At 61.4% G+C, this 23,749-nt stretch carries 26 protein-coding genes and 1 pseudogene; 15 read left to right on the top strand and 12 right to left on the bottom strand.

The features are described 5' to 3' along the window. The coding region (locus WH299_RS23595) for a DUF6531 domain-containing protein (RefSeq protein ID WP_339551433.1) at window positions 1-1,704 on the bottom strand (1,704 nt) is incomplete at its 3' end. A 253-nt stretch (window positions 1,705-1,957) separates the two neighbouring features. On the opposite strand from WH299_RS23595, the gene WH299_RS23590 reads away from it, so the two are divergent. Next, window positions 1,958-4,459 carry a TonB-dependent siderophore receptor gene (locus tag WH299_RS23590; protein WP_339551431.1) on the top strand — a complete coding sequence of 834 codons (2,502 nt, stop codon included), beginning with the start codon at window positions 1,958-1,960 and terminating at the stop codon, window positions 4,457-4,459. 59 nt (window positions 4,460-4,518) lie between these two features. Here WH299_RS23590 and WH299_RS23585 read toward each other — a convergent pair whose 3' ends face one another. Continuing rightward, window positions 4,519-5,100 (bottom strand): LOG family protein, encoded by a 582-nt coding sequence (locus tag WH299_RS23585; protein ID WP_339551430.1) that lies wholly within the window; start codon window positions 5,098-5,100, stop codon window positions 4,519-4,521. Window positions 5,101-5,180: 80 nt separating this feature from the next. After that, window positions 5,181-6,566 (bottom strand): MocR-like pyridoxine biosynthesis transcription factor PdxR, encoded by a 1,386-nt coding sequence (gene pdxR, locus WH299_RS23580; protein ID WP_339551429.1) that lies wholly within the window; start codon window positions 6,564-6,566, stop codon window positions 5,181-5,183. A gap of 184 nt (window positions 6,567-6,750) precedes the next feature. Here pdxR and WH299_RS23575 point away from each other — a divergent pair, with 184 nt between their 5' ends. Together WH299_RS23575 and WH299_RS23570 are read left to right on the top strand one after the other, a co-directional pair. Beyond that, on the top strand, window positions 6,751-7,191 hold the full coding sequence (locus WH299_RS23575) for a carboxymuconolactone decarboxylase family protein (protein ID WP_068938017.1): 441 nt from the start codon (window positions 6,751-6,753) through the stop codon (window positions 7,189-7,191). Window positions 7,192-7,283: 92 nt separating this feature from the next. After that, window positions 7,284-7,613 carry a hypothetical protein gene (locus WH299_RS23570; RefSeq protein WP_025999890.1) on the top strand — a complete coding sequence of 110 codons (330 nt, stop codon included), beginning with the start codon at window positions 7,284-7,286 and terminating at the stop codon, window positions 7,611-7,613. A gap of 4 nt (window positions 7,614-7,617) precedes the next feature. Here WH299_RS23570 and WH299_RS23565 read toward each other — a convergent pair whose 3' ends face one another. Further along, a complete protein-coding gene (locus WH299_RS23565; RefSeq protein ID WP_068938018.1) occupies window positions 7,618-8,517 on the bottom strand; it encodes a LysR family transcriptional regulator in 900 nt (299 codons plus the stop codon). A 109-nt stretch (window positions 8,518-8,626) separates the two neighbouring features. On the opposite strand from WH299_RS23565, the gene WH299_RS23560 reads away from it, so the two are divergent. The 5 genes from WH299_RS23560 (at window position 8,627) to WH299_RS23540 (ending at window position 12,157) form a co-directional block, all read left to right on the top strand. After that, window positions 8,627-9,664 carry an AbrB family transcriptional regulator gene (locus WH299_RS23560; protein ID WP_123476755.1) on the top strand — a complete coding sequence of 346 codons (1,038 nt, stop codon included), beginning with the start codon at window positions 8,627-8,629 and terminating at the stop codon, window positions 9,662-9,664. Between the two features lie 66 nt (window positions 9,665-9,730). Beyond that, window positions 9,731-10,426: a fumarylacetoacetate hydrolase family protein gene (locus WH299_RS23555; protein WP_339551428.1), complete on the top strand. Its 696-nt coding sequence runs from the start codon at window positions 9,731-9,733 to the stop codon at window positions 10,424-10,426. Between the two features lie 36 nt (window positions 10,427-10,462). Next, on the top strand, window positions 10,463-11,371 hold the full coding sequence (locus WH299_RS23550; protein ID WP_323625349.1) for a helix-turn-helix transcriptional regulator: 909 nt from the start codon (window positions 10,463-10,465) through the stop codon (window positions 11,369-11,371). Window positions 11,372-11,445: 74 nt separating this feature from the next. Further along, window positions 11,446-11,892: a GNAT family N-acetyltransferase gene (locus tag WH299_RS23545; RefSeq protein ID WP_126571649.1), complete on the top strand. Its 447-nt coding sequence runs from the start codon at window positions 11,446-11,448 to the stop codon at window positions 11,890-11,892. A 4-nt stretch (window positions 11,893-11,896) separates the two neighbouring features. Then, window positions 11,897-12,157, top strand: a complete 261-nt coding sequence (locus WH299_RS23540; protein WP_073860003.1) for a hypothetical protein — start codon at window positions 11,897-11,899, stop codon at window positions 12,155-12,157. 266 nt (window positions 12,158-12,423) lie between these two features. On the opposite strand, the gene WH299_RS23535 is transcribed toward WH299_RS23540, so the two are convergent. Then, a complete protein-coding gene (locus WH299_RS23535; RefSeq protein ID WP_339551426.1) occupies window positions 12,424-13,368 on the bottom strand; it encodes a sensor domain-containing diguanylate cyclase in 945 nt (314 codons plus the stop codon). Between the two features lie 247 nt (window positions 13,369-13,615). On the opposite strand from WH299_RS23535, the gene WH299_RS23530 reads away from it, so the two are divergent. Further along, window positions 13,616-13,864, top strand: a complete 249-nt coding sequence (locus tag WH299_RS23530) for a DUF1652 domain-containing protein (RefSeq protein ID WP_028616442.1) — start codon at window positions 13,616-13,618, stop codon at window positions 13,862-13,864. Here the strand turns inward: WH299_RS23530 and WH299_RS23525 are convergent. After that, window positions 13,861-14,001, bottom strand: coding sequence for a hypothetical protein (locus WH299_RS23525; protein ID WP_162834922.1), 141 nt, complete (start codon window positions 13,999-14,001; stop codon window positions 13,861-13,863). The two genes, WH299_RS23530 and WH299_RS23525, sit on opposite strands and share 4 nt — an antisense overlap. A gap of 213 nt (window positions 14,002-14,214) precedes the next feature. On the opposite strand from WH299_RS23525, the gene WH299_RS23520 reads away from it, so the two are divergent. The 4 genes from WH299_RS23520 to WH299_RS23505 are packed head-to-tail and all read left to right on the top strand — an operon-like array spanning window position 14,215 to window position 16,033. Continuing rightward, on the top strand, window positions 14,215-14,526 hold the full coding sequence (locus tag WH299_RS23520; protein ID WP_028616441.1) for a YXWGXW repeat-containing protein: 312 nt from the start codon (window positions 14,215-14,217) through the stop codon (window positions 14,524-14,526). A 15-nt stretch (window positions 14,527-14,541) separates the two neighbouring features. Further along, window positions 14,542-15,120 carry an RNA polymerase sigma factor gene (locus WH299_RS23515; protein WP_028616440.1) on the top strand — a complete coding sequence of 193 codons (579 nt, stop codon included), beginning with the start codon at window positions 14,542-14,544 and terminating at the stop codon, window positions 15,118-15,120. Next, the gene (locus tag WH299_RS23510; RefSeq protein WP_122727649.1) at window positions 15,117-15,548 is read left to right on the top strand and encodes a hypothetical protein; all 432 of its coding nucleotides are present in this window, start codon (window positions 15,117-15,119) and stop codon (window positions 15,546-15,548) included. The genes WH299_RS23515 and WH299_RS23510 overlap by 4 nt, the downstream gene beginning before the upstream one ends. Further along, a complete protein-coding gene (locus WH299_RS23505; protein WP_122727651.1) occupies window positions 15,545-16,033 on the top strand; it encodes a periplasmic heavy metal sensor in 489 nt (162 codons plus the stop codon). The genes WH299_RS23510 and WH299_RS23505 overlap by 4 nt, the downstream gene beginning before the upstream one ends. A gap of 57 nt (window positions 16,034-16,090) precedes the next feature. On the opposite strand, the gene WH299_RS23500 is transcribed toward WH299_RS23505, so the two are convergent. Both WH299_RS23500 and WH299_RS23495 read right to left on the bottom strand, forming a co-directional pair. Then, window positions 16,091-16,405 (bottom strand): SCP2 sterol-binding domain-containing protein, encoded by a 315-nt coding sequence (locus tag WH299_RS23500; RefSeq protein ID WP_339551425.1) that lies wholly within the window; start codon window positions 16,403-16,405, stop codon window positions 16,091-16,093. A gap of 56 nt (window positions 16,406-16,461) precedes the next feature. After that, window positions 16,462-17,172, bottom strand: a complete 711-nt coding sequence (locus WH299_RS23495) for a histidine phosphatase family protein (protein ID WP_123476769.1) — start codon at window positions 17,170-17,172, stop codon at window positions 16,462-16,464. Window positions 17,173-17,365: 193 nt separating this feature from the next. On the opposite strand from WH299_RS23495, the gene sohB reads away from it, so the two are divergent. Further along, the gene (sohB, locus tag WH299_RS23490) at window positions 17,366-18,391 is read left to right on the top strand and encodes a protease SohB (RefSeq protein ID WP_010210988.1); all 1,026 of its coding nucleotides are present in this window, start codon (window positions 17,366-17,368) and stop codon (window positions 18,389-18,391) included. A gap of 6 nt (window positions 18,392-18,397) precedes the next feature. Here the strand turns inward: sohB and WH299_RS23485 are convergent. Then, window positions 18,398-19,932: pseudogene (locus WH299_RS23485) on the bottom strand (MFS transporter). Window positions 19,933-20,082: 150 nt separating this feature from the next. Between WH299_RS23485 and WH299_RS23480 the strand changes: the two are divergent. Beyond that, window positions 20,083-20,979 carry a LysR substrate-binding domain-containing protein gene (locus WH299_RS23480; RefSeq protein ID WP_016977115.1) on the top strand — a complete coding sequence of 299 codons (897 nt, stop codon included), beginning with the start codon at window positions 20,083-20,085 and terminating at the stop codon, window positions 20,977-20,979. On the opposite strand, the gene dhaL is transcribed toward WH299_RS23480, so the two are convergent. From dhaL to WH299_RS23465, 3 genes are read right to left on the bottom strand one after another with little or no spacing between them, the layout of a single operon-like run. Then, entirely contained in the window at window positions 20,936-21,583 is a 648-nt protein-coding gene (dhaL, locus tag WH299_RS23475; RefSeq protein WP_339499539.1) for a dihydroxyacetone kinase subunit DhaL, read from the bottom strand. The two genes, WH299_RS23480 and dhaL, sit on opposite strands and share 44 nt — an antisense overlap. A 3-nt stretch (window positions 21,584-21,586) precedes the next feature. Beyond that, window positions 21,587-22,588, bottom strand: coding sequence for a dihydroxyacetone kinase subunit DhaK (locus tag WH299_RS23470; RefSeq protein ID WP_123476777.1), 1,002 nt, complete (start codon window positions 22,586-22,588; stop codon window positions 21,587-21,589). A 40-nt stretch (window positions 22,589-22,628) separates the two neighbouring features. After that, window positions 22,629-23,744: an MDR/zinc-dependent alcohol dehydrogenase-like family protein gene (locus WH299_RS23465; RefSeq protein WP_122727668.1), complete on the bottom strand. Its 1,116-nt coding sequence runs from the start codon at window positions 23,742-23,744 to the stop codon at window positions 22,629-22,631. Window positions 23,745-23,749: the final 5 nt, after the last annotated feature.

Below are 23,749 nucleotides of genomic sequence, written 5' to 3'. Positions count from 1 at the left end.
GTCCACCGCCCGCTCAATCTGGTAATCCACCCCCACAATGCGGCCCGACGCATAGCGCAAGAACAACGAGCGCCCGACGCCGTTATCCAGCCGCTCAATGCGCCCTAAAAAATCCCGGGAAATGCGCAGCCGGTTGTCATACGCATCGCTGATCGCCGTCAGCACACCGTCGCAGAAGTGGTAGAAATGAGATGCTTGGACGAGTATCAATTCATCGGGCAAAGCACCCAGATAAATAACGGCTTCAGCCAAGCTGTTGGTAATCGCAGGCCGAGAAACAGAAGGCAAGGGCAGGGTAGTCGACCGATTCTCATGATCGATCCACACCACCGAATCCCCGGAAACACTCAGCCGATGCGCCAGCGAGTGACTCCAACCAAACCCCAACCCACAATCCACTTCCACCGCGCTGGTGCGATACAACCGGGTCCACTCAAACGGCAGAACTCCGTCCAGCGCACCATCGGTGAGGGTGAGCAGCTCCTCGCCCGTGACCATCGACACCGGGCAGCCGTTAGTGGCCGTCTTGTCCGACGACGCCGCCGCATCCCCAGCCGGATTCTTCCCAACAGCCGGCACATCATCCACATGCTCCGCCTGCTTCAGCATCGCGTTCTGCCGAGCCTTCCAGCGCATCTGCAGCCTGCCTTGCTTCAACCCACCAACCACCCCGCGAACCGCGACTGCCTTGTAGCGATCCACGGCCTGCATGAACTTCGTCAGAATCCCCAAGAGCCCCCTGACAAAACCCACCGCCGCATCAAGAATCTGCCCGCCATACTTGACCAACCGCAGACTCAAATACGCCACACCCGCCGCCGGTAACGCGATGGTCAACACCACGCCGATCACCAGATCAATCAGCAACGACACCACAAACCCTGCCGCCATCTCGGCCATTTCACCGGGCGGCAATGCGTCCAACCAGATCATCGCCGTGCGCAGCATCAGGAACAGTGCTGCCTCATCACTGGCCAGCAACATCGCCTGTTCCATGACTTTGGGCGCATCGGTGGCGAGCTGCGCCAATTTGGCCGCTTCTGCGCCCAGCTGTTCGACGTACTTCAGCGGGTCATCAAGAATCGCCTGCACCAGCTTGATGCTGTCCCACACATCACGAATCGCCGCCCAACTGCCCGCCAGTACGCCGCTGCCAATCGCGCTGGCGGTGGACTGCTCCCAATGCGGTTTAAAACCCGACCACTCAGACCGAAGCCACTGCTCCAGATCCCCGGTCAGCCCAGCGTAAGAGGTAAACAACGCGTCCACTTGCTCAGCAGAAACGCCCCCCTGCACCCGCACTTGATATCGCCCGCCCGCCGCGCAGTGGTGCGAGCCTTTGCCTTGTTCATCCAGCATGATCACGGTGGAACTGCCGTCATCCAGCCCGATCACCTCCACCGGGATGTTGCCAATCGGCACGTCATACACCGACTCGAACAGGCTCTCGATCTTCAGCTCGCCGCCCACCGGGCACTGGGCCACGGTCGAAAAGTCAGCATCCGCAATGCTCACCGATCGCTGCGAATCGCCCACCCGCAACACCCGATCCATCCCCAGCAGCGACGGCATGTCCAGCCCATGGCTCACCGAATCCAGCGCACGCGAATACCACGCGTCCATCTGCTGGCGATAAATCACCAGGCTTTGATGGAAGCCATCCAGCTCAAATTCGATAAGGGCAATGCGGGAAGGGTGGGTCATCCGTGACGTCTCGGCAAAGGGCAAGGCGTCGGAGCATGCCGTAGCAAAACGCAGCGGGACGAGCGGTTGAGAAATTCAGAAAGGGCTGACTGAACACGGGGAAAAAGCGCAAAAAACCAACCCAAAGGGCTACAAAAAAAAGCGACAAAACTGATTGCAGCGCGGCAGCTTAAATAAAAATCGCTCTCATCCTTGCCCGATTTTCCGACATGGCCGTCATGGTTAATAGAACCTCCCTTACGCAGGATTTCCCATGTCGCGCCTTGCTCGTCCCTTGCACCCACTGGCCTTGTCAGTGGCGATGGCTTTTGCCGCCGTGCCGTTGCTGACCGTCCAGTCCTCCTTTGCCGAAGAGAGCAGCAGCGCCGTGCGCAGTTTCTCGATTCCCGCCGGTGACTTGAGCCAGGCGCTCAATAGCCTGGCCGAGCAGGCGGGCCTGGTGCTGGCGTTTGATGCAAGCCTGACGCGCGGCAAGCGCAGTAAGGGTTTGAGCGGGCAATACGACACCGATGTGGCGCTGAACCAGTTGCTCGACGGTAGCGGCTTGCAGGCCTTGAAGATCTCCGCCGACCGCTACCGCCTGGAAGCTATCCCGGATAACGGCGGGGCCATGGAGTTGCAGGCCACCACCATCAGCGGCGCATACCAGACCGAAAGCCCGACCGGGCCGGTGTCCGGCTATGTGGCCACGCGTAGCTTGTCGGGCACCAAGACCGACACCGCGCTGATCGAAACGCCGCAATCGATCTCCATCGTCACCAAAGACCAGATGCGCGCGCAAAACGCCGAGAGCCTCAACCAGATCCTGCGCTACAGCGCCGCCGTCATTCCGGAGACCCGTGGCGCCACCGCATCGCGCCTGGACCAGTTGACCATCCGGGGTTTCTCACCGGCCACTTACCTCGACGGCCTGCGCATGCCCTCGAGCCGTGACGCCTTGCCGCAAAAGGACGCTTTTGACCTGGAACGTGTCGAAGTGCTGCGCGGCCCGGCCTCGGTCCTTTACGGGCAGGGTACGCCGAGCGGCGTGATCAACATGGTCAGCAAACGCCCGCTGGACACGCCGTTTCACGAAGTGGGTGTGGAATACGGCACCTTCAACAAGAAGCGTACGACCTTCGACCTGAGTGGCCCACTGGATGATCAGGGCGTGTATTCCTACCGCGTGGCCGGGCTTTTCGACGATGCCGACGGGCAGGTAGAACACACCCAGACGCGCCGCCAGTCGCTATCCAGCGCCTTCACCTGGCGCCCGGACGACGCGACCTCGCTGACCCTGCTCGGGCATTTCCAGAAGGACCCCAAAGGCGCGTCCTACGGTTCGGTACCGGCCTGGGGCTCGGTGCTGCACAGCCCGACCGGGCGCAGCATCGATGTGGATTTCTACGACGGTGAAAAGAATTTCGAGAAAAGTGACCGCGAGTACTACAGCATCGGCTGGGCATTCGAGCATCACTTCGATGACGTGTGGACCGTGCGCCAGAATGCGCGTTACCTGCGCAGCGAAGGCCAGTACCGCAGCCTCTACAGCAACTACCTGATGACGGACTATCGCACCATCCGCCGCTCGACCATCGCCAGCGATGTCGACCTGGATGCCTACACCCTCGACAACCAGGTGCAGGCCAAATTCGATACCGGCCCGTTGCAGCACACCTTGCTGATGGGGCTCGACTACCAGAACACCAGCACCGACACCCTGTCCGGCTCGGGCGTGTACACCGCCGGCCCGACCCAGGATATTTTCAATCCGGTCTACGGCGCGGCCGTTCCGGTGCCGGCCTACACCACCGACGGCACCTCGCGCAGCGAGCAGACCGGCGTGTACCTGCAAGAGCAGATGAAATGGGACAAATGGGTCCTGTTGCTGGGCGGGCGCTATGACTGGGCCAGCACCGACAGCAGCACCAAGACGATTCGCACCGGCGCCAAATCCGAGTCGTCCCTGGACAGCAAGGCGTTTACCGGCCGTATCGGCCTGGTCTATCTGTTTGATAATGGCCTGGCACCCTATGCCAGCTACGCCGAGTCGTTCAACCCGCAGTCGGGCACCGGCTACGGCGGTTCGGTGTTCAAGCCGACCGAAGGCAAGCAGTACGAAATCGGCATCAAATACCAGCCGCCAGGCAGCAACAGCTTTATCACGGCAGCGATCTTCGACCTGCGCCAGACCAACGTGCTGACCACCGATCCGGACCCGACTCATCTGTGCGGCTCCGGACGCTGCCAGAGCCAGGACGGTGAAGTGCAATCCCGTGGCTTTGAGCTGGAAGGCAAGGCCAGCCTCAATGACAACCTGGACATCACCGCGGCCTACGCCTACCTGGACAACCGCATCAGCAAGTCCAACAACACTGTGCGGTATGCGCCCATCAGTGACATCGGCGTAGGCCCGGCCATCGCGGCCGAAGGCACCACCACCTACGGCGTGCCGCGTCACACCGCCTCGGCGTGGGCCGACTACACCTTCCACGATGGCAACCTCAAGGGCTTCGGTGTCGGTGCGGGGGCTCGGTATGTCGGCTCGTCCTGGGGTGATACGGCCAACACCCTCAAGGTGCCGGGCTACACCCTGTTCGATGCGGCGGTGCACTACGACATCCCGAACATCACCAGCCTGAAGGACAACCTGCGCCTGGCGCTCAATGCCACCAACCTGGCGAATAAAGAGTATGTTGCGTCCTGCTACTCCTATTCGTGGTGCTGGTATGGCTCGCAGCGCACCGTACAGGCAAGCGCCACGTACCAGTGGTGAGGTAAAAAAAAGGCCTTGGCGAAAGGATTCGGGAGCAGCATCGCCAAGGCCGAAACGGGCTAGCGCTTAGCGGGCTCAATCCATTTGTTGACCACCGGCGCCTGCCACCGCCCAAGGGCATCGAGCAGGGCGCCGGGGTTGTCTTCGACGATCAGCATCTGGCTGTGTTCGGCCTTGATGAAGCCTTCCTGCACGCCGTGCGCGAAGAGGCCCTGCAACGGCACGAAAAACTGTGCGGTGTTCAGGCAGGCCGCGCCTTTGTGGTGCTCGCCCAATTGCGTCAAGGTCATCGCTTCCAGCAATTCTTCAAAGGTGCCGAGGCCACCGGGCAGGGCGATGAACCCATCGGCCAGTTCGCTCATGCGCGCTTTGCGGCTGCGCATGTCTTCGGTGATTTCATAGGTGCTGAGCCCTGGATGCATGTGCCCGAGTTCATGCAGCAATCGGGTGATGACGCCGATCACTTCGCCACCCTCGGCCAACGCGCTGTCGGCAATCACGCCCATCAGGCCTTTGGCACTGCCGCCGTAGATCAGGCGAATACCGCGCCGGGCGATTTCACGGCCGAGGGCTTTGGCGTCTTCACTGTAGCGAGGGTGGGTGCCGAAGTTGGAGCCGCAAAACACCGTGAGACTGCGCATCAGAAATCCTGGCTGGGGGAGGGCGTCGCAGCTTCACGGCTGTTGGCCGGCAAGAACAGCGCCAAGAAATTACCTGATGACTAGGCCACCAAGCATTCCAGGATGCGCCGGCCCAATGCTTCGGCGCTGGCCTGAGAGTCGATGTTGGCAAACCCCAACAGTAGGCCGGGAACGGTGTGCTGCACGACATTCCATTCGCTCAAGGCTTCCGCGAAGAGACCGACGCTTGCCAGTTTCTGTACCAGCAAGCGGTCCGATTGCGGGGTCTTGAACCGCAGGATCAGGTGCATCCCGCCAGGTTGTGCATCAATGGAAATATGCGCGCCCAATACCTTGCGCAACCAGTTGGCGGTGGCTTCGCGGCGCTCGCCGTACAGCTTGCGCATGCGCTGGATATGCCGGGCGAAATGCCCTTCGGCGATAAAACTGGCGACGATGGCCTGGGTCAGTTCCGGGCAGTTGCCAAGAAAGCTCTGGCTGACCTGCTCGAAACGACTGACCTGGGAAACGGGCACCACGAGATACGCCAGGCGAATGCCGGGGAACAGCACTTTGCTGAAGGTACCCGCGTAAAGCACCCGGCCCTCGCGGTCCAGGCTCTTGAGGGCAGGTAATGGGCGGCTGACGTAACGGTACTCGCCGTCGTAGTCGTCCTCGATGATCCAGGCCTGTTCACGGCGGGCCCAGTCCAGCAGTTCCAGGCGGCGCGGCAGCGACAGCGACACACACAGCGGGCTTTGATGGGCCGGGGTGACGACCACGGCGCGGGCGGCGCTGAGGTGCTGTACGCAGAGGCCGTCCTGATCCACAGGCACGGGGATGGACTTGATCTGCAAGTGGTCCAGCAGTGGTCGTGTGGGCAGATAACCAGGGTCTTCGACCAGCACCGCGTCGCCGGGTGAGAGCAACGCATGGGTGACCAGGCTCAGCGTGTTGCGGTAGCCCGACGTGACGAAGATCTGCTCCGGCGCGCAGTGGATCCCCCGCGCCACCTGCAAGTAACTGGCGATAGCGGTGCGCAGCGAAGGCAGGCCGTAGACCGGCGGGTTGGACATGTCCGCCAGTTGTGTGGCGCGCACGCAGCGGGCGGCGATTTTCGACCAGATCTTGCGTGGGAAGGCGTCCAGCGCCGGCAGGCCCATCTGGAAGGGGCGCACCTGTGACTGCTGTCGCACCGCGTTGTAGGGCGTGATGACCACGGGCGTAGGTTGGGCGCTCTCGATGCCGTGCGCCACCACCGTGCCTGCCTGGCCGCGAGGTTCAAGGTAACCCTCGGCGGTCAGCAATGCATAAGTGCTGTCGATGGTACCGCGCGCGAGCCCCAACTCCTTGGCCAGCGCCCGCGCCGCCGGGACACGCTCGCCGGGCTTGAGCAGGCCTTCGGCGATGGCACTGCGAAAACGCCAGTAAAGCTGACGGTAGATCGGCTCGGCCGAGGTAGGGTCCAAAGGGGGCAACGTGTGCATGGGGGGAGATTTCCTGGTCGCGGCTGCCTTAACTGTAGCGGCTGCATGACCTGTACCCAAGGACCATAACTGCAACATTTGACTAGACCATCATGGTCCGGTCACCGGGCCCATTCTTGGCTCTTCAGAGGTGAGCCATGGCGCTGCAACATGGTGCCTTCACTCAACGTCATCAGGATTTATCATGACCACTCGCCTCGATTACACCCAAGCATCCCCGGAAGGCTACAAGGCTTTCGGTGGCGTCTATGTCTACCTGCAGAACAGCGGCTTGCCCAAGGCGCTGATCGACCTGGTTTACCTGCGCGTCTCGCAGATCAACGGCTGCGCCTTCTGCATCGACATGCACTCGCGTGACCTGCTCAAGCAAGGCTTGGCCGTGGACAAGCTGGTGCTGGTGCCGGTGTGGCGCGACGCACGGGATGTGTTCACCGCCCGCGAACGTATCGCCCTGGCTTTCGCTGAAGCGGTCACCCACAGCGACGTCTCGGACGCAGAGTACGCAGCGGCCGCCGCCGAGTTCAGCGCCAAGGAGCTGGCCGACCTGACTTACGGCATTGCCTTGATGAACGCATTCAACCGCCTGGGCATCACCTTCCGCACCACGCCGGCTGCGGCTAACTGAAACCTTGCGCAATAAGGCAATTTAATGGCCCCTTTGTAACAAAATCCTCGCCAGAATCGCTTTTATTTTCAGGTGGTTAGGTGAGGATGCAAATGCGCTCTGTTGGAATCATGCTGATCGCCTGCTCCCTGGCCGGCGGCGCGGCTGCCGTGCAGGCGCGGGAGCTGCGCGAGGGTGACAAGTACATGTGCAGTTGGGGCGCCGGCACCGCCGCCAGGGCCCAGGAACTCAAGCTGTCGGGCGTGTCGTTGTACGCGGCGCGGCAGAAGATCCAAAGCATGAAGTTCAGCAAATCATGGATGCGCATGATGGCTATGGGCATTACCGAACAGACCTACGACAGCCGTTCACGGCTCAAGCCCGAGGCGATCCGCCAGGGCTTCTATCAGGATTGCGTGCGCTACAAAGTCGCACGCAAATAAGGGCTTAACGTGACAGCGGCGAGCTGGCGTCTTCCTGGAAATACACCTTCGCCGTCTCAATAAACCGCCGATTGGCCTGGGACAGGTATTCGCTGGCGCGCCAGCACAGGTTGAAGTGCATGAATTGCGCCGGCTCGAATGAAACGCCGGCCAACCCTGGTTCTTGCTCCTGCACCGATCGCAGCAAGGTGGACACGCCCATGCCGTTGCGCGTGGCGGTAATCACCAACGGCACGAAGTTGCTTTCCAGGGCGATGTTGAAACGCACGCGGGCGTTGCTGCAAAAGGCGTCCAGCAGATGGCGCTGCAGGAAAGTGTTGTCGAACACCAGCATCGGTTCGTGTTGCAGCCGCTGCGCCGAGATGGACGAGAGGCCCGCCAGCGGGTGATCTTCGGCCATGCACAACACCATCTCATCGCTGCCGAGCAGCACCGACTCCCACGCCGGATCAACCCGCCGCGACTCCAACAACGCCACATCGATGTCCCGCGTGGCCAGGCGTTCGCTGATGTCATCGGCGCTGCCTTCCACCACATGCATGGCAATGCCGGGGTACTGGGCGCGAAATTGCATCAGCAGGTCGGGAATATGGCGGATGCCGTACATGGGCGGTACGCCCACGCGGATTTCGCCGCTGTGCAGTTGGGTCAGGTCCTGCAATTCACGGCGGGCACCGGCCAAGCCTTCAAGGCACGCCTCGGCGCGTGCCAGGAACAGCTGGCCTTCGGCAGTCACGCTGATCTGCCGCGTTGCGCGGTTGAACAGGGCCACGCCCAACTCATCCTCCAACCGGCTCACCGCCATGCTCAGCGCCGGCTGTGCCACGTGCAACGCCTGGGCGGCTTTGGTGAAGCTGCCTTGACGGGCGATCTCGACGCAGTACTCCAGCGCTTTCAGGTTCATGACGGCTCGCATAACAAAGAGTGATGACTTGCTTCACAAATGGATATTTTCTGTGATGAAGGCAAGTCTATAGCCTGTCGGCATTCTTCTCCATGCCGAGTACCCCACCATGCCCAACCATTGGCTCTTCACACTGATTATCGGCGCGCTGGGCGGCAGCCTTGCCAGTTGGGCGGGGTGGCCGTTGCCCTGGGTGATCGGTTCGCTGGTCGCCGTGATGCTGACCCGTTGCGCTGGCAGCCTGGTGCCGGAAATTCCCCATGGCCGCCAAGCCGGGCAACTCATCGTGGCGGTTGCCATCGGCTGTCATTTCACGCTGCCGGTGATGCAGCAAGTGGCGGCTCATCTCGGGCTGATCGTCACGGCGGTGTTGCTGACGCTGGTACTGGCGCTGTGTTCGGTGCTGATCCTGCATCGCTGGGGCGTGCCGTTCGGCACGGCGTTCTTCGCCTTGATGCCGGCCAACTCCAGCGAGATGGTGCACCTGGGCCGCCAACGCCAGGCGGACACCAGCTTTATCGCCGCCGCCCATAGCATCCGATTATTGCTGATTCTTTTGACGGTGCCGGCTGTCGCCACTTTCGGCATGCCCCCCGTCGCTGCGCATGCGCCATTGCCGGTGATCTGGCCCTGGCTGATCTTCATCCTCGCCGTGGGCTGGCTGGCGGCCTTGGGTTTCAAGCAGTGCAAGTTGCCTAACCCCTGGACCTTCGGGCCGTTCCTGATTTGCGCGGTGGGGGTGGGCTGCAATCACCTGTCGATGAGCATGCCGGGTTGGCTCAGCGGCAGCGGCCAGTTGCTGATTGGCTGCGCATTGGGCGTCGCGTTTGACCGCAGTTTCTTCCGCCGCGCGCCGGGCCTGCTGGGCAAAGTGCTGCTGCTATTGATCGGTTCGGTGATTGCCAGCGCATTGGCCGCTTGGGCGCTGGGTGCCGGGTTGGGCATGCCGTGGCTGTCGCTGGCCCTGGGCATGATGCCCGGCAGCGCGCCGGAAATGAGCCTCACCGCCGAGGCCCTGGGTCTGGCCGTGACCCTGGTGACGGCGATGCAGGTGATCCGCATGTTGCTGATCCAGGCGGCGTGCCTGCCGTTGTATCGCCTGTTGGATCGACCTTCTGAAGCACCGTCCAGTGCAAAATCTGCGTAGACCTGTCCAACTTCGCCCCGGCGCCACTCGCCATACTGGCGCCAGGTAACCGAAGAGGCCCAAGCCATGACTGACTATGTATTCACACCTACGCCAACCCCCTCCCTGGCCGTGCAGGGCAGCGAAGCACGCTTCCCGCTACGCCGGGTGTTCTGTGTGGGTCGCAACTACAGCGAACACGCTCGTGAGATGGGGCATGACCCTGACCGCGAGCCGCCATTCTTCTTCATGAAGCCGGCGGATGCCGTGGTGCCGGCCGAAGGCGTGATCGCCTATCCGCCGCTGACCGCCGACCTGCACCACGAAGTGGAGCTGGTGGTAGCCATCGGCAAGGGCGGGGTGGACATCAGCCCGGAACAGGCGTTTTCCCACATCTGGGGGTATGGCGTCGGCATCGACCTGACCCGCCGCGACCTGCAGGCCCAGGCGAAAAAGCTGTCACGCCCGTGGGATTGGGCCAAGGCTTTCGATGCGTCCGCACCGACGACTGCGCTGCAACCGGTGAGCGTGGTCGGGCATCCGTCCAGCGGCAAGATCTGGCTCAAAGTGAACGGTGAACAGCGCCAGGTGGGCGACCTGGCCGACCAGATCTGGTCCGTCAGTGAAGTGATCAGCCATGCGTCGAAGTCGGTCGCGCTCAAAGCCGGCGACCTGATCTTCACCGGTACGCCCGCAGGCGTCGGTGCGTTACAACCGGGCGACGAGATCAGTGCTGGCATCGACGGCATCGGCGAGTTGCGTTTCACCCTCAGCCAGGGTTGAGGCTACAGTGGTGCCCAGGCCACCCGAGAGACCGTTATGCCAGGCACCCGCGTCACCACTTACGGCATGGAACAGCGCAGCGACCGCCCCGACTTCTACATCCGCGACAAACGCGGGCGAGCGGCGCTGACCAACCCCCATCGCCATGAGTATTTCCAGATCCAGATCAACCTCGGCGGTGACACCGTGCAGCATATCGGCGGCGCGGTGCGGCCGTTTCCGCGCAAGGCCCTGGCGTTCATCCTGCCCCATCGCTTGCATGTGATTCCCCATCCCGAAGATGGCGAATTCATGCTGATCAACTTCAGCCAGGCGTTTTTCCTACCGCAGCTCACCTGCGATCCCCTGGACCTGGAAGACATTCCCATCGGCCAGGCGCCGGAGCTGTCGCCGTTTCGCTTCCAGGAGCAGTTGGACTTCATTCTCGAAGACGCGGCGTTCGAGCAGGTGCAAACCTGGCTTGCCCACATGCGCGAACTCGATGCCCACCGCACCTTCGGCGCCCGCGAACGCCTCAAGGGCTACCTGTTTCAACTGATCGGCCTGGTCTGTGAGCAGTACGCCGAGCCCTTGCAGGCTTTCGCCGCCAACAATGCCACGCGGCGCGGGCGCAAGGATGCGTTGGCACGGGTGCAGGGCTATATCCGCGAGCACTTGCATGAACCGACCCTCAACCTCACGGATGCAGCGGCGGCGGCGTTCCTGTCGCCCAACTACCTCACTCACCTGTTACGCAAGGAAACCGGCAAACCCTTCTCGCAACTGGTGCTCGACCGGCGCATGCAGATGGCGCGCACCTTGTTGCTCAACAGTGCGCAAATGATTGGCGTGATCGCGCACCGCTGCGGTTTCACCGACGAGGCATATTTTTCCCGGTGTTTCCGCAAGGCCCATGGGGTGGCGCCGGGGCAGTTCCGTCGCCAGCAGCAAAGCGAAGCGCTGTAGGGAGTTTTACAAATCCACGACATTCACTGTGTTTCTATTTGCATACAATTGCGCCCTCTACTAGGGAGGCCAGTATGCAAACGCTCATCCGCCTGGCGACGCAGGACGATGTCGACACGCTCTTCGCCATTCGCACCTCGGTGGTGCAAAACCATTTGAGTGTCGAGCAAATGGCCGACCTGGGCATAACGCCCCAGGTATTGGCTGACAGCATCCGCGCAGCGCCCTGCGTTTGGATCGCCGAGGCGGAGGGTCAGCCTGCCGCTTTTGCCATGGTCGACCTGGCCGAAGGCGAGGTATTCGCGATGTTCGTGCGGCCGGATTTCGAGAACCTGGGCCTGGGCCGTCAACTGATGGCGGTGGCCGAGGCCGCACTGTTTGAACACCATGATCGGTTGTTCTTGATTACCGACGGCCGTGACGGAATTCGTGCCAACGGGTTTTATCAGCGGCTGGGTTGGAGCGTGGTCGGCCCGGTGGAAGGCGATGATGTGCGTTACGAGAAGAGCAGGGCGCAATAACGTCATGAACCCACCCGAGCCGCCGTCGTCCAACAGCTTTCGCTACTTCGTGCTCGGCGTGCTCTGTGCTGCGGTGTTGCTGGGGTTCTATTTTGTGCGGCTCAACGCCGAGATTGACCGCGAGCGGGAAGCCGCCAACGAACGCCTGGCATTGTGCAGGCAGGTAGAAAGTGTAAGGCGCTCGGTACTTCCCAATAGCCTTGAAATACACGAAGCGTGTAAGCAATTGAATGGACGTATATCCAATAGTGCGACGCCGCTTTAATCCAATAACCCTTTTTTATAAGTGGAAATAGTGTCGGTAGTTGCACCAAAAAGTGGCACGCATAGACCGCGCTACCTTAAAAAATGTGTGGTTATTGAATGACTTACAGCGATTTTAATCCGACGAAAGGATTAAAATAATCTTGTTACAGGTTTTTACAATCGTTACTATAGCCGGGCGTTCACCTCCCACGGTTTATGCATTTTTAAATCCCAAGTTTCCATCAGCTACTTGGGATTTTTTTTGCCTGCGATTTGACCTTCGCGTCACACTTCACCGTCAGCGAACTCCGCGCGCATCCGCCCATTGCGTTTGGCTTGATACAACAACTTGTCGATCTCTTCGACAAACCCCAGCATCGGGCTGTCGGGTTTCACGATGCGCGTACCGACGCCCAGACTCAGGGTCAGCAGGTTCGACACCGCCGAAAAACCATGCTCGATCTGCTGCTGGCGGATCAGGTGCAGGCAGCGCTGCGCCACTTGCCTGGCAGACTCTGCGTCGGTTTCCGGGAGCAGCCACACGAACTCTTCGCCGCCGATACGTGCAATGAAATCCCGTGGTCGGTTGGCCGCCTGAGACAAGGTATTTGCAACCTGGCGCAAGCATTCATCGCCCTTGATATGGCCGTAATGGTCGTTGTACTGCTTGAAAAAATCGATGTCCAGAATGATCAGCGAAAGGGGCAATTGGCTGCGCTGGGCGCTGGCCCATTCGCGCTCCAGCACGGTGTCGAACATGCGCCGGTTGGCGATGCCGGTCAGGCCGTCCTGGTAGGAATATTCCTCAAGTTGTTTTTGCAGGCGCACCAGGTGTTCTTCGGTCTTCTTGCGCTCGCTGATATCGAACATGAACCCGATCAGCGCCTCGACCTCGTCGTCCTTGCGCACCACATGCACCACATCGCGAATCCATACGTAGTCGCCATTCACGGTCAGCGCGCGGTAGTCCGCTTCGTGGTCCACCCCGGCGCGCGATTGCGACACGCAGAAATTCACCACGTATTCCCGATCGTCCGGGTGCATGCGCTCGACCCAGTCGTCCACGCTCACCCAACTCTGCGGGGTCCAGCCCAGCAATGCCTCGATCTGCGGGCCGATGTAGCTGAAGGTCATGCTCTGCCAATCGATACGCCAAGGGATGGCCTTGGTCGACTCCAGCAAGGTCTTGTACACATCGCTGTCGGGCTGGCTCGGAGGGTCGATGCTCATGGTGGTTTGGCTCAGATGATGGCGAAAAGCCAAGAGCGTCTTGTGATCGACGCTTCGAGTCAAGCGCTCGCCAGAGCAGCAGACGAGAGGTCGAACAGCGGGTTTTCTGGCGTCAGTGATTCGGCGCTTTCGGAGCGAAATGAGGCATGGCTAACACTTTTGCATTAATGCTTCCATGCCCGGTAGAACCTCATCTAATCTGTCTCCATCACAACTACCGGGTGAGGCTCAGGGATGGGAACTTGTCATGATTTCAATCGCTGATCTCAACCGCATCATGGCCTCGGGTTTCCTGCCGCTGGCGTGCGATTGCACGCTCAACAGCGACGGCTCGTTGCGCATCAATATCTTCGAGCCAGTGTCCGGCCGGGTCGACCTGCTGCTGACCGGCGTGTCCCCCGAAGGTTTGGACAGCATCCGTTCCATCTCAAACCTGATTGGCGAGTTGCGCACCGAAATCAAGGCCGGGCGCCGGGGTTTTGCGGCAGTCGGCTAGCCGTTGACGCTGTGGGTCGGCGTATCGAGCGCGCCGTAATAGCGCCAGCAGCAATGGCGGTGTTCCGGCACGATCACGCAGCCGCTGAGGCTGGCAATCAGCAGTGCGGCAACCAGCATATAAAGTCGGCGGGACATGGTGTTTCCTCTTGGGTTGATCAGCGTTAATCCTTCAACGTTGCCACCTGCGTAAATCCGTCGCGAAGCTTGCAAACCTTTCATCAAGCGCCTTCATCCCTTGGGCAATACTGCCTGCGTAAATAATCTGCGCGTCCTGCGACGGATTTTTCGACACGCCCCGTTCAACCCATCAGCGACCGGCACTTTCGCCCGTTGCATGAAGGAGTTGCCATGAGACCCCTGGCCACATTGCGCTTTGCCTTGCTTGCTCCGCTGGCCCTTGCCGCGTTTGTCAGCACCCCGGTGTTTGCCCAGACCGAAATCATCATCCGCCAGGCGCCGCCACCGGAGCGTGTGGAAATGGTTCCCGTGGAGCGACCGGGCTACGCCTGGGACCGTGGCCACTGGCGCTGGGAAGGGCGTGGCTATGGCTGGGTGCCAGGCCACTGGCAGCCGGTGATGCGCAATGCGCGCTGGGAGCCCGGCCATTGGGAAGCCCACGGTCCCAACTGGTACTGGCGCGAAGGGCATTGGATCCGCTGACCGAGAATTGCCCGATTGAAAGACTCTGATCCGGACGTTGAACTGCTCGCACGTATCGGCAACAACGAACCTGCGGCCGTTAACGAAATGGTGACGCGCAAACTGCCGCGTCTGCTGGCGCTCGCCAGCCGGATCCTGGGGGATGCCGACGAAGCCAAGGACGTGGCCCAGGAAAGCTTCCTGCGCATCTGGCGCCAGGCGGCCAGTTGGCGCAGTGGCGAGGCGCGCTTCGACACGTGGCTGCATCGGGTGGCGCTCAACCTGTGCCATGACCGCTTGCGTCGGCGCAAGGAACGTCCTTTGAACGAGGAGGAGGCGCTGGAGCTGGCGGACAGCGCACCACCTCTGGATGAACAATTGGAAAGCGCCGACCGCAACGCGCGCATGGCCGCCGCGCTGGCCGCTTTGCCCGCGCGTCAGCGCGAGGCGATTGTGTTGCAGTACTACCAGGAGCTGTCGAACATCGACGCCGCGGCCCTGATGAATATCAGCGTCGAGGCACTGGAGAGCCTGCTTTCGCGGGCCCGACGCCAGTTGCGCAGCCAACTTGCCGATACACCCGGGCTTGCCCGCCCAGGAAGGGGAACATCATGACACCCGAACGATTTGCTTATCTGGCCGACGCCTATGGCGCCAACCTACAGCGTTGGCCCCTGGCTGAGCGCGGGGCGGCTCAGGCGCTGCTCGACGGCGGTAATGTCAGTGCCCGAGAAGTGTTGGATCAGGCCAGTTGGCTCGACGCCCAGCTGGACAGCCATCAACTGGCATTCACCGACCCGGCGCTGGCCCGGCAGATCCGCCAGTCGGCGCCGGGCCGGACATCGTTCTGGTCGCGCTATGCCGGTTGGCTGTCACCGGCGGGACTGGTGGGCGTGGGTATTGCCGGTGTTGTCACCGGCATGCTGGTGGCGTCCATGAGCGTACCGCTGCCGATGGTGTCCGCCGAGGTGTTGCCCAGTGTGTTTGACCAAGGCGATGCGCAAGTCATCTTTACCGTCAATGCCGAGGAATCCGAGCAATGAGTACCCAATCTCTTAAACCGTGGTTGCTGGTCTCGGTGTTGCTCAATGTGTTTTTGATGGGCGGAGTGGGCGGGGCGGTTTACCACTGGATGGCCAGTGCCAAGCCTGCCGAGGCGGCGGTCAACCAGCATGGGCTGCGGCAGGCGATGGTCAAGTTGCCGCCGGAGCGGCGACGGGAACTGCGCCAGTTGTTGCGCCATAACCGTGCCGATAGCCAGCCGCTGGTGATGGCCGGGCGGGAGGCGCGGTTGGGGGTGATCAAGCAGTTGGAGGCACCGACGCTGGACCGGGATGTGCTGGTCACCGAATTGGCCAAGGCTCGCGAGGCGGATATGGCGCTTCGTGCCTTGGTGGACACCACGCTGGCGCAGTTTGCCAGCACCTTGCCCCAGGTCGAGCGGCAAAAACTGGTCGAGGCGTTGTACCTGCGCGGGCAGGGCAAACCTAAAGAAAAACTCAAGGAGCCGGTAGCGGATTCAAGATAGCGGGCAAAAAAAATCCCGCCGGGAAGGGCGGGATCGGGATTCAGGGTTGCCCGTGAATCAAGCCGGGAACAGCTCGCTCAGCTTCATCGCCAGCATCATGTCGCCTTCGGTGCGCAGTTTGCCGCTCATGAAGGCCTGCATGCCGTCAGTATCGCCGCTGACGATGCCTTCCATGGTTTCGCCGTCGGTCACCAGGGTAACTTGGGCGTCTGGGTTTTCGCCTTCCAGCAGTTCGCAGGTGTTGTTTTTCACCACCAGCGAGAAGTTCTGGGTGTCGTCGATACGGAAACCGAACACCAGGTCCAGGCCGGCGGCGGCGGCTGGGTTGAATTTGGCTTTCATTGCTTCTACAGCTTTGGCTACGTCAGTCATGGTTTCGATCCTTTAGGGTAGAGTCCAGTGACCTTGGGGTCACGGTTGGCCGCAGTTCATCGGAACGTGATGAGCTGCGGCGCCTTCAACAGTTGCAAGTGGGTATGACTGTTGAAGGAAGCCAGTGCCACCTCGCGACCGCGGAATTTCAGCTGGTTGAGCGAGGTGTTAACAATTTGCCAGTTCAGTTCGAAGGCCTGCGCGGCAGGCATCCGGGTAATCAGGTGGAGCAAGGCGGTGATGGTGCCGCCGGAGGTGAATACCGCAATTTTCTGCGTGTTGTCCGCCGCTTCAAGAATGCGTTGCAAGCCACCCTGGACACGTTCCACAAAGCCCAGCCAACTCTCCAGCCCCGGTGGATCATAGGTGCCGGCCAGCCAGCGCTCGATGATCAGCGCGAAGATGCGCTGGAATTCGCTGCGGTTCTGCGCGGCATTGCGCAGGATCTCCAGGGCTTCGGGTTCGGTGGTGAGCAGATCTGGGAGCAGTGCGCGGATGATCGCGTCGGCATCGAATTCGTTGAAGGCGCTGTCGATTTCCAGCGGCGGCACCGGCAGGCCCAGGGCACTGTACTGATCGAACGCGGCGGTGGCTGTGTGCTGCTGGCGGCGCAGGTCGCCGGCCACACAGCGGTCGAACACCAGGCCCATGTCGGCCAGGTGGCGACCGAGCACCTGTGCCTGTTCCACGCCGACGGGCGACAGGACGTCATAGTCGTCTGCACCGAAGGAGGCCTGGCCATGTCGAATCAGATAGATGCTGCCCACGTCCGTTTTCCCGGTACGTTGAAAGTCTGGCGAGGTTATGAGGATGCCTGCGAGCTGTCAATGAAAAAACATACGCTTGTTTTAAAAGCGCGTTGGAGGGCGCCTGGTGGCGGTTTGAGCACTGGCTCCCGGCAAGCCCCGTCGGTATGCTTGGGCAATCCGCGCCTGGCGCACTGCATTTGTAAGGAGAACCATGGATTTTTTGGCCGAATACGCGAGCTTTCTGGCGAAGACCGTCACTCTGGTGGTCGCTATTCTGGTGGTACTGATCAGCTTCGCGGCCCTGCGTAGCAAAGGTCGTCGCAAATCCGCCGGTCAATTGCAGGTCAGCAAACTCAATGATTTCTACAAGGGTTTGCGTGAACGCCTGGAATCGACGCTGCTCGACAAGGACCAGCTCAAGGCCCTGCGCAAGTCCGAAGGCAAGGCTGAAAAGAAGAAGGGCAAGCAGAAAGCCGAGGCCAAGCCACGGGTATTCGTGCTGGATTTTGATGGCGATATCAAGGCGTCGGCCACCGAGAGCCTGCGCCATGAAATCACCGCTTTGTTGAGCCTGGCCACGCCGAAGGATGAAGTGGTGCTGCGCCTGGAAAGCGGCGGTGGCATGGTCCACAGCTACGGCCTGGCTTCGTCGCAACTGGCGCGTATCCGCCAGGCCGGCGTGCCGTTGACCGTGTGCATCGACAAGGTGGCGGCCAGCGGCGGCTACATGATGGCGTGCATCGGCGAGAAGATCATCAGCGCACCGTTTGCCATTCTCGGCTCCATTGGCGTGGTAGCGCAGCTGCCAAACGTCAACCGTCTGCTGAAAAAGCACGATATCGACTTTGAAGTGCTGACTGCCGGTGAGTACAAACGCACCCTCACGGTGTTTGGTGAAAACACCGAGAAGGGCCGCGAGAAGTTCCAGGAAGACCTGGACATCACCCATCAACTGTTCAAGAACTTCGTCTCGCGTTACCGCCCGCAGTTGGCGATTGATGACGTCGCGACCGGAGAAGTGTGGCTGGGTGTTGCAGCCCTCGACAAGCAACTGGTCGATGAGCTGCAAACCAGCGATGAATACCTGGCCACGAAGGCCAAGACCGCCGAGGTGTTCCACTTGCACTATGCCGAGCGCAAGAGCTTGCAGGAGCGCGTAGGCCTGGCGGCCAGTGGTTCGGTGGACCGCGTGCTGCTGACCTGGTGGAGCCGGTTGACCCAGCAGCGATTCTGGTAAAAATGATCAGCGGTGCGCAGGTTTCATTGAGGCCTGTTGCACTGCTGGTATGGGGCTTCTCATTAATATCCCCACCACCAGCGCCCCCAGCAATCCCAACAACCCCGCCACCCACAGCACGCCACTGAACCCACCCACAAATGCCTGCTGTGCCAGCGGCTGCACCAACACCCGTGCCGACTCCGGCAACAACCTCATCGCCGCTGGCATATCACCCGCGACTACGCGTGAAGCAATGCCGTTAACCTGAGCCCGCCATTGTGGGTCGATGCTTGCGCTCAACAACTGTTCGCTATGACTGCTCAATAACGCCCCATACACACCGATCGCCAACATGATCGCGCTGAAGCGCATGGTGGTGCTCATACCGGACGCCATCCCGGCACGGTCTCGCGGCACGCAGGCCATGATGTTTTTTTGCGTATCGCCATTGAGCAGGCCTGCCCCGGCGCCTGTCACCGCAATCGCCAAGGCAAAGGCAGGTAACCCCCCACGTTTACCGCCCAGGCGCTCAAGAGGTTGCCGCAGCCCACCAGGGTCAAGCCGGCCGCCATCATCGTTGCTGGCGCGAAACGCCCCGCCAGGCGTGCGCCAATGCGTGGGCAGATCAACATGGTCAGCGCAAACGGCAGCATGCCCAGGCCCGAGGCGATCGCGGAGAACCCCAGGCCGTTCTGCAGGTAGAACGGCAACAAGGTCATCATCACCTGGGCACAACCGGCGTAGGCGAACATGCCCAGCAAGGCTCCGATAAAGCGCGGGTGACGGAACAGTTGCAGGTCGACCATGGGTCGCTGTTGTACACGTTCGACGACGACAAATACGCCCAGCAATGCCGCGCCGCCTATGAGCCGGGCGTAGGTCAACGGGCTGTCCCAGCCGATGCGATTGGCTTCGATCAAACCCCAGATCAGGCACAGCAGGGCGGCGCTGAAGGCCAGGCTGCCCCAAGGGTCGAGTCGCGCCGACTGGGTATCGCGGGATTCCTCAATGGCGCGCAGCACCAGCGCCATCAGCCCCAGGCCTACCGGCAGGTTGAGATAGAAAATCCAGCGCCAGCCCAGGTACTCGGTGATCAAACCACCCAGGGTCGGCGCGGCGGTCATGGCCACGCCCATGCACGCGCCCCAGAAGGCCCAGGCTTTTGCCCGTTCCACGTCGTCATGGAAGGTGTGGCCGATGGAGGCGAGCGCCGAGGTCAATAGCAGGGCGGCGCCGACGCCTTTGATCGCGCGTGCGATGTCTAGGAGTAAAGCGTTGGGGGCGGCGCCGCAGCCCAGGGAGGCCAGGATAAAAATGCTCAGCCCCCAAACCAGGGTCTTCTTGCGGCCAAAGCGATCGGCAATGCTGCCGGCGGGCAATAGCAGTGCGGCAAACGCCAGCATATAGGCGCTGACGACCCACTCGATGTCGGCAAAGTTCGCCCCCAGGTCGCGGGCGATGCTGGGCAGCGTCACGGCGACGATGTTGGTGTCGAGCACGATCAGCGAGCAAACGCCGGATGCGGTCAGCAGTGTGAGGCGTGGACTGACCCGGTTCATGGTTGAATTACCTTGCAGGCAATACGGAGAAGGCGGTTGACGGACATCGCAAAGGCTCTTTAGTGTTCAGGTGCTGTGAGCTTATGCCCGGCCGGCGGTATCTTTGTTAGCCGCCATGAAGTACTTCATTACCTTTGAGCTAATGCTGTTATGGATATTCGTCATTTTCGCTACTTCCTGGCCGTTGCCCGCCAGCGCAACTTCACGCGGGCCGCGGAGCATTTGGGCATTGCGCCCCCGACGTTAAGCCGTCAGATCCAAGACATGGAAGCGGCGCTGGGGACGCGTCTGTTTATCCGCCAGCAACGCGAAGTCAGCCTGACCGAAGCCGGTGCTGCCTTATTGATCGAAGCCGAGGCTACCGTGCGCCAGTTCGAGTTCGCCCAGCGCAATGCTCAGCGCGCCGGACGTGGCGAGATCGGCCATATCGAATTGGGCTATGTGGCGTCGGCGGTGTATTCGGGCCTGTTGCAGCGGCAAATGCAGGCGTTCGGCCAGGCGTTTCCGGATGTGAGCGTGAATGTGCGCGAATGTGCGATGGCGACGTTGCCTGGCGCGGTAGCGGACGGGCGTGTCGATATCGGTTACATCCGCTCGCCCATGACGCTGCCGGAGGGGGTCGAGGCGGTGCGCCTGGACAGCGAAGGGTTTGTCTTGGCGCTGCCCCAGGACTCGTGGCTGCTGGGGCTCAAGGCCATCGGTTGCCAGCATTTGGAGAACGAGACATTTATCTTGCCGGAGCAAATCAGCGGCACCTTGCAGGTGGCCGCGCAAGGTGGCTACGCACCGCGCCTGGGGCCGCAACCCGGTGGGTTGGTGGCGGTGGTGGCGCTGGTGTCACTCGGGCAGGGCGTGGCGGTGGTGCCGGCGTCCATGGTGGGGCACGTGAGTTTGCCAGGCGTGGTGTACCGCAGCATTCAGGGCGCTGACGCATCGTCGTGGCTATCGCTGATTCACCGGCGCTTCGAAAAAGCGCCGGCGGTCGTGCGGTATATCCAGCAGGTCAAGCAGACAGTCGCGGCTGCACCGAATCGGCCAGACGCGTGAGGATCAGGCAGCACGACACCGCGCCGGCATCCAGCACGCCGAGGGAGCGTTCGCCCAGGCGACTGGCGCGGCCGATCTTGGCCACCAGGTCCTTGGTCGAATCGCGGCCCTGTGACGCGGCGGCTTTCATCGCATTCAGAGCGTCGCTGAAGGAGGCGCCTGAGGCGTGCGCGCGCTCAAAAGCCTCAACCGCCGGGATCAAGGTGTCCATCAGGCATTTATCGCCCACACCCGCATCCGTAATGTCCTGCAACGAGGTCAAGCCGCCCCGCAGCAAATGAGCAAAGGTTGCGGCGTTGATGTCATCACTGCTGCGCACTTCATCGGCCATGCCGATAAACAGGCTGCCATACAAAGGCCCCATGGAGCCGCCGATGCCTTCCATCAAGCTGAGGGTCAACTCGTCGAGCGCCTCGGCCAGGGTCAGTTGGCGTCCTTCAATGGTGCGTCCGCAATGGGCGAAGCCCTTGGCCATGTTGATGCCGTGGTCGCCATCGCCGATGGCGCCGTCGATTTCACTGAGGTATTCGCGGTTGGCGACGATCACGCTGACCAGGTCGCTGACGATGGCGCCGCCGTCACGGGTGGAAAAATGCTGGCTCATGGTTTACTCCGCCTGGGTCATGCCGATGGAGCGGCAGGGTTGATCGATCAGGGTGGCAAGCTCTGCGTCAAGGCCGAGCAGGGTCAGGGTCACGCCCATCATTTCCAGGGAGGTGAAGTAGTTGCCGACGTAGCAGCGGTGAATCTTCAAGCCTTTGGCCGTGAGCTGTTTTTCGACCTCGGCATAGAAAACATACAACTCCATGACCGGCGTGGCGCCCAGGCCCGAGACCAGCACCACCACGCTGTCGTCCTGGCCGAAATCACGGTCGGCGAGGATCGGCGCGAGCATGCGTTCAGCCATGGCGGCAGCCGGTTCGATCGGGATCACCTCGATGCCGGGTTCGCCATGATGGCCGATGCCCAGCTCCATCTGGCCGTCAGGGATCTGGAAGTTCGGTTTGCCCACTGCTGCAATGGTGCAGGGGGTCAGGCCGATACCAATCGAGCGGCAGTTATCCACGGTTTTCTGTGCGACCCGGATCACCTCGTCCAAGTCGTAGTGCTGCGCGGCAGCAGCGCCACCGATCTTCCACATGAAGATCTCCCCGGCCACGCCACGGCGCTTGGCAATCTCGGCCTTGGGGGCGGACGCTACGTCGTCGTTGGCGACCACCGTGCGGATGCGCATGTCTTTGCTGGCGGCCATTTTCATCGCCAGCTTCACGTTCATATTGTCGCCAGCGTAGTTACCGTAAAGGCAGGCCACGCCTGCGCCATGGTCTGCGGCGCGGAAGGCGTCGAAGAAACTCTTGGCGGTGGGTGAGGAAAAGATCTCGCCGACCGCCACGGCATCCACCAAGCCCGGGCCGACATAGCCAAGGAAGGCCGGCTCGTGGCCCGATCCGCCGCCGGTGACAATGCCGACGCGGCCCGGCGCAGAAGGCTTGGCCTTGACGATGACGCGTGGGTTGGTCTCGAACTGGCGCAGTTCGGGGTGCGCGACCAGAATGCCGCGCAGCATGTCCTCGACCACCTGGTCCGGATCGTTGATGACTCGATTCATAACGCGGGTTCCTGTGTTCTTTTTATAAGGAATGGGCGGTTCAAGGTTCCAATACCACTTTGAGTGACTTGTCTCCACGCTCCATGACGGCAAAGGCTTCCTTGAAATCCGCCAGCGCGAATTTGTGGGTCACCACGTCGCGCATGTCGATCTTGCGGTTGCCGATAAAGTCGATGGCACGTGGGTACATATACGGCCCCAGGTGTGAGCCGAGAATGTCGAGTTCCTTGCGGTCACCAATGATCGACCAATCTACGGTGGCCTCGTCGTTGAACACACTGAATTCGACGAAACGCCCCAGTTTTCGCAGCATCGCCAGGCCCTGGTTCACTGCCTTGTGGTGCCCGGTGGCTTCGATATAGATGTCGCAGCCATAGCCCTCGGTGATCTCGCGGATCTTTGCCAGCACGTCCACCTCGGCCGGGTTCCAGACTTCGTCGGCGCCCATGCGCAGGGCCAGGGCGGCGCGTTCGGGTTTCATGTCCAGCACGATGAGCTTTTTCGGATTGCGCAGGCGCACGGCACCGATGATGCCCAAGCCCAGGGTGCCGGCGCCGGCGACCACCACGATGTCGTCGTGGTCGACATTGGCGCGTTCCGCCGCGTGCAGCGAGCAGGCCAGTGGCTCGATCAAAATCGCTTCGTCGGGGGCGATGGACTCCGGCACTGTGTGGATGATGCCTTCCTTGGTGAAGATCATGTACTGGGCCATGGCGCCCTGCACATTGTTCTGGAAGCCATACAGGTCGTGCTTCTGGCACATCCAGTATTGGCCGTGGTTGCAGAAGCGGCAGCCCCAGCACGGCACGATCTGTTCGGAAATCACCCGATCACCGACCTTCACCCCGCGCTTCTCTGCGCCTGGGCCCAGGGCAACCACGCGGCAGACGAATTCGTGGCCGGGGATCATCGGTGGCTTCACGTAGCGGGGTTGTTCGGCGTCACCCCAGAACGAGGGGGCGCCGCGATAGGTCTTGATGTCGCCCATGCAGATGCCGCACAACTCGACTTTGGTGAGGATTTCATCGGGGCCGGGCGTAGGCACGTCGACGGTTTCCAGGCGGTAATCTTCCGGGCCATGGCACACCACGGCCTGCATGGTTTTCGGGATGACTGGGGACAGTTGTTCGGGTGTGCGTTCGGTGACGGTGGACATGACAA

Origin of the sequence: Pseudomonas sp. MYb541, from assembly GCF_037479595.1 — a bacterium.
In the GTDB taxonomy this organism is placed as follows: Bacteria; Pseudomonadota; Gammaproteobacteria; order Pseudomonadales; family Pseudomonadaceae; genus Aquipseudomonas; species Aquipseudomonas canadensis.
Note: the sequence above shows the minus strand (reverse complement) of the source record. Positions and strands in the feature narration are given on the sequence as shown.

What these genes read in the sequence shown, in the direction of transcription:
- WH299_RS23590 (WP_339551431.1), top strand. Translation starts at nt 1,958, where the DNA reads ATGTCGCGCCTTGCTCGTCCCTTGCACCCACTGGCCTTGTCAGTGGCG.
- WH299_RS23585 (WP_339551430.1), bottom strand. Translation starts at nt 5,100, where the DNA reads ATGCGCAGTCTCACGGTGTTTTGCGGCTCCAACTTCGGCACCCACCCT.
- pdxR (WP_339551429.1), bottom strand. Translation starts at nt 6,566, where the DNA reads ATGCACACGTTGCCCCCTTTGGACCCTACCTCGGCCGAGCCGATCTAC.
- WH299_RS23575 (WP_068938017.1), top strand. Translation starts at nt 6,751, where the DNA reads ATGACCACTCGCCTCGATTACACCCAAGCATCCCCGGAAGGCTACAAG.
- WH299_RS23570 (WP_025999890.1), top strand. Translation starts at nt 7,284, where the DNA reads ATGCGCTCTGTTGGAATCATGCTGATCGCCTGCTCCCTGGCCGGCGGC.
- WH299_RS23565 (WP_068938018.1), bottom strand. Translation starts at nt 8,517, where the DNA reads ATGAACCTGAAAGCGCTGGAGTACTGCGTCGAGATCGCCCGTCAAGGC.
- WH299_RS23560 (WP_123476755.1), top strand. Translation starts at nt 8,627, where the DNA reads ATGCCCAACCATTGGCTCTTCACACTGATTATCGGCGCGCTGGGCGGC.
- WH299_RS23555 (WP_339551428.1), top strand. Translation starts at nt 9,731, where the DNA reads ATGACTGACTATGTATTCACACCTACGCCAACCCCCTCCCTGGCCGTG.
- WH299_RS23550 (WP_323625349.1), top strand. Translation starts at nt 10,463, where the DNA reads ATGCCAGGCACCCGCGTCACCACTTACGGCATGGAACAGCGCAGCGAC.
- WH299_RS23545 (WP_126571649.1), top strand. Translation starts at nt 11,446, where the DNA reads ATGCAAACGCTCATCCGCCTGGCGACGCAGGACGATGTCGACACGCTC.
- WH299_RS23540 (WP_073860003.1), top strand. Translation starts at nt 11,897, where the DNA reads ATGAACCCACCCGAGCCGCCGTCGTCCAACAGCTTTCGCTACTTCGTG.
- WH299_RS23535 (WP_339551426.1), bottom strand. Translation starts at nt 13,368, where the DNA reads ATGAGCATCGACCCTCCGAGCCAGCCCGACAGCGATGTGTACAAGACC.
- WH299_RS23530 (WP_028616442.1), top strand. Translation starts at nt 13,616, where the DNA reads ATGATTTCAATCGCTGATCTCAACCGCATCATGGCCTCGGGTTTCCTG.
- WH299_RS23525 (WP_162834922.1), bottom strand. Translation starts at nt 14,001, where the DNA reads ATGTCCCGCCGACTTTATATGCTGGTTGCCGCACTGCTGATTGCCAGC.
- WH299_RS23520 (WP_028616441.1), top strand. Translation starts at nt 14,215, where the DNA reads ATGAGACCCCTGGCCACATTGCGCTTTGCCTTGCTTGCTCCGCTGGCC.
- WH299_RS23510 (WP_122727649.1), top strand. Translation starts at nt 15,117, where the DNA reads ATGACACCCGAACGATTTGCTTATCTGGCCGACGCCTATGGCGCCAAC.
- WH299_RS23505 (WP_122727651.1), top strand. Translation starts at nt 15,545, where the DNA reads ATGAGTACCCAATCTCTTAAACCGTGGTTGCTGGTCTCGGTGTTGCTC.
- WH299_RS23500 (WP_339551425.1), bottom strand. Translation starts at nt 16,405, where the DNA reads ATGACTGACGTAGCCAAAGCTGTAGAAGCAATGAAAGCCAAATTCAAC.
- sohB (WP_010210988.1), top strand. Translation starts at nt 17,366, where the DNA reads ATGGATTTTTTGGCCGAATACGCGAGCTTTCTGGCGAAGACCGTCACT.
- WH299_RS23480 (WP_016977115.1), top strand. Translation starts at nt 20,083, where the DNA reads ATGGATATTCGTCATTTTCGCTACTTCCTGGCCGTTGCCCGCCAGCGC.
- dhaL (WP_339499539.1), bottom strand. Translation starts at nt 21,583, where the DNA reads ATGAGCCAGCATTTTTCCACCCGTGACGGCGGCGCCATCGTCAGCGAC.
- WH299_RS23470 (WP_123476777.1), bottom strand. Translation starts at nt 22,588, where the DNA reads ATGAATCGAGTCATCAACGATCCGGACCAGGTGGTCGAGGACATGCTG.
- WH299_RS23465 (WP_122727668.1), bottom strand. Translation starts at nt 23,744, where the DNA reads ATGTCCACCGTCACCGAACGCACACCCGAACAACTGTCCCCAGTCATC.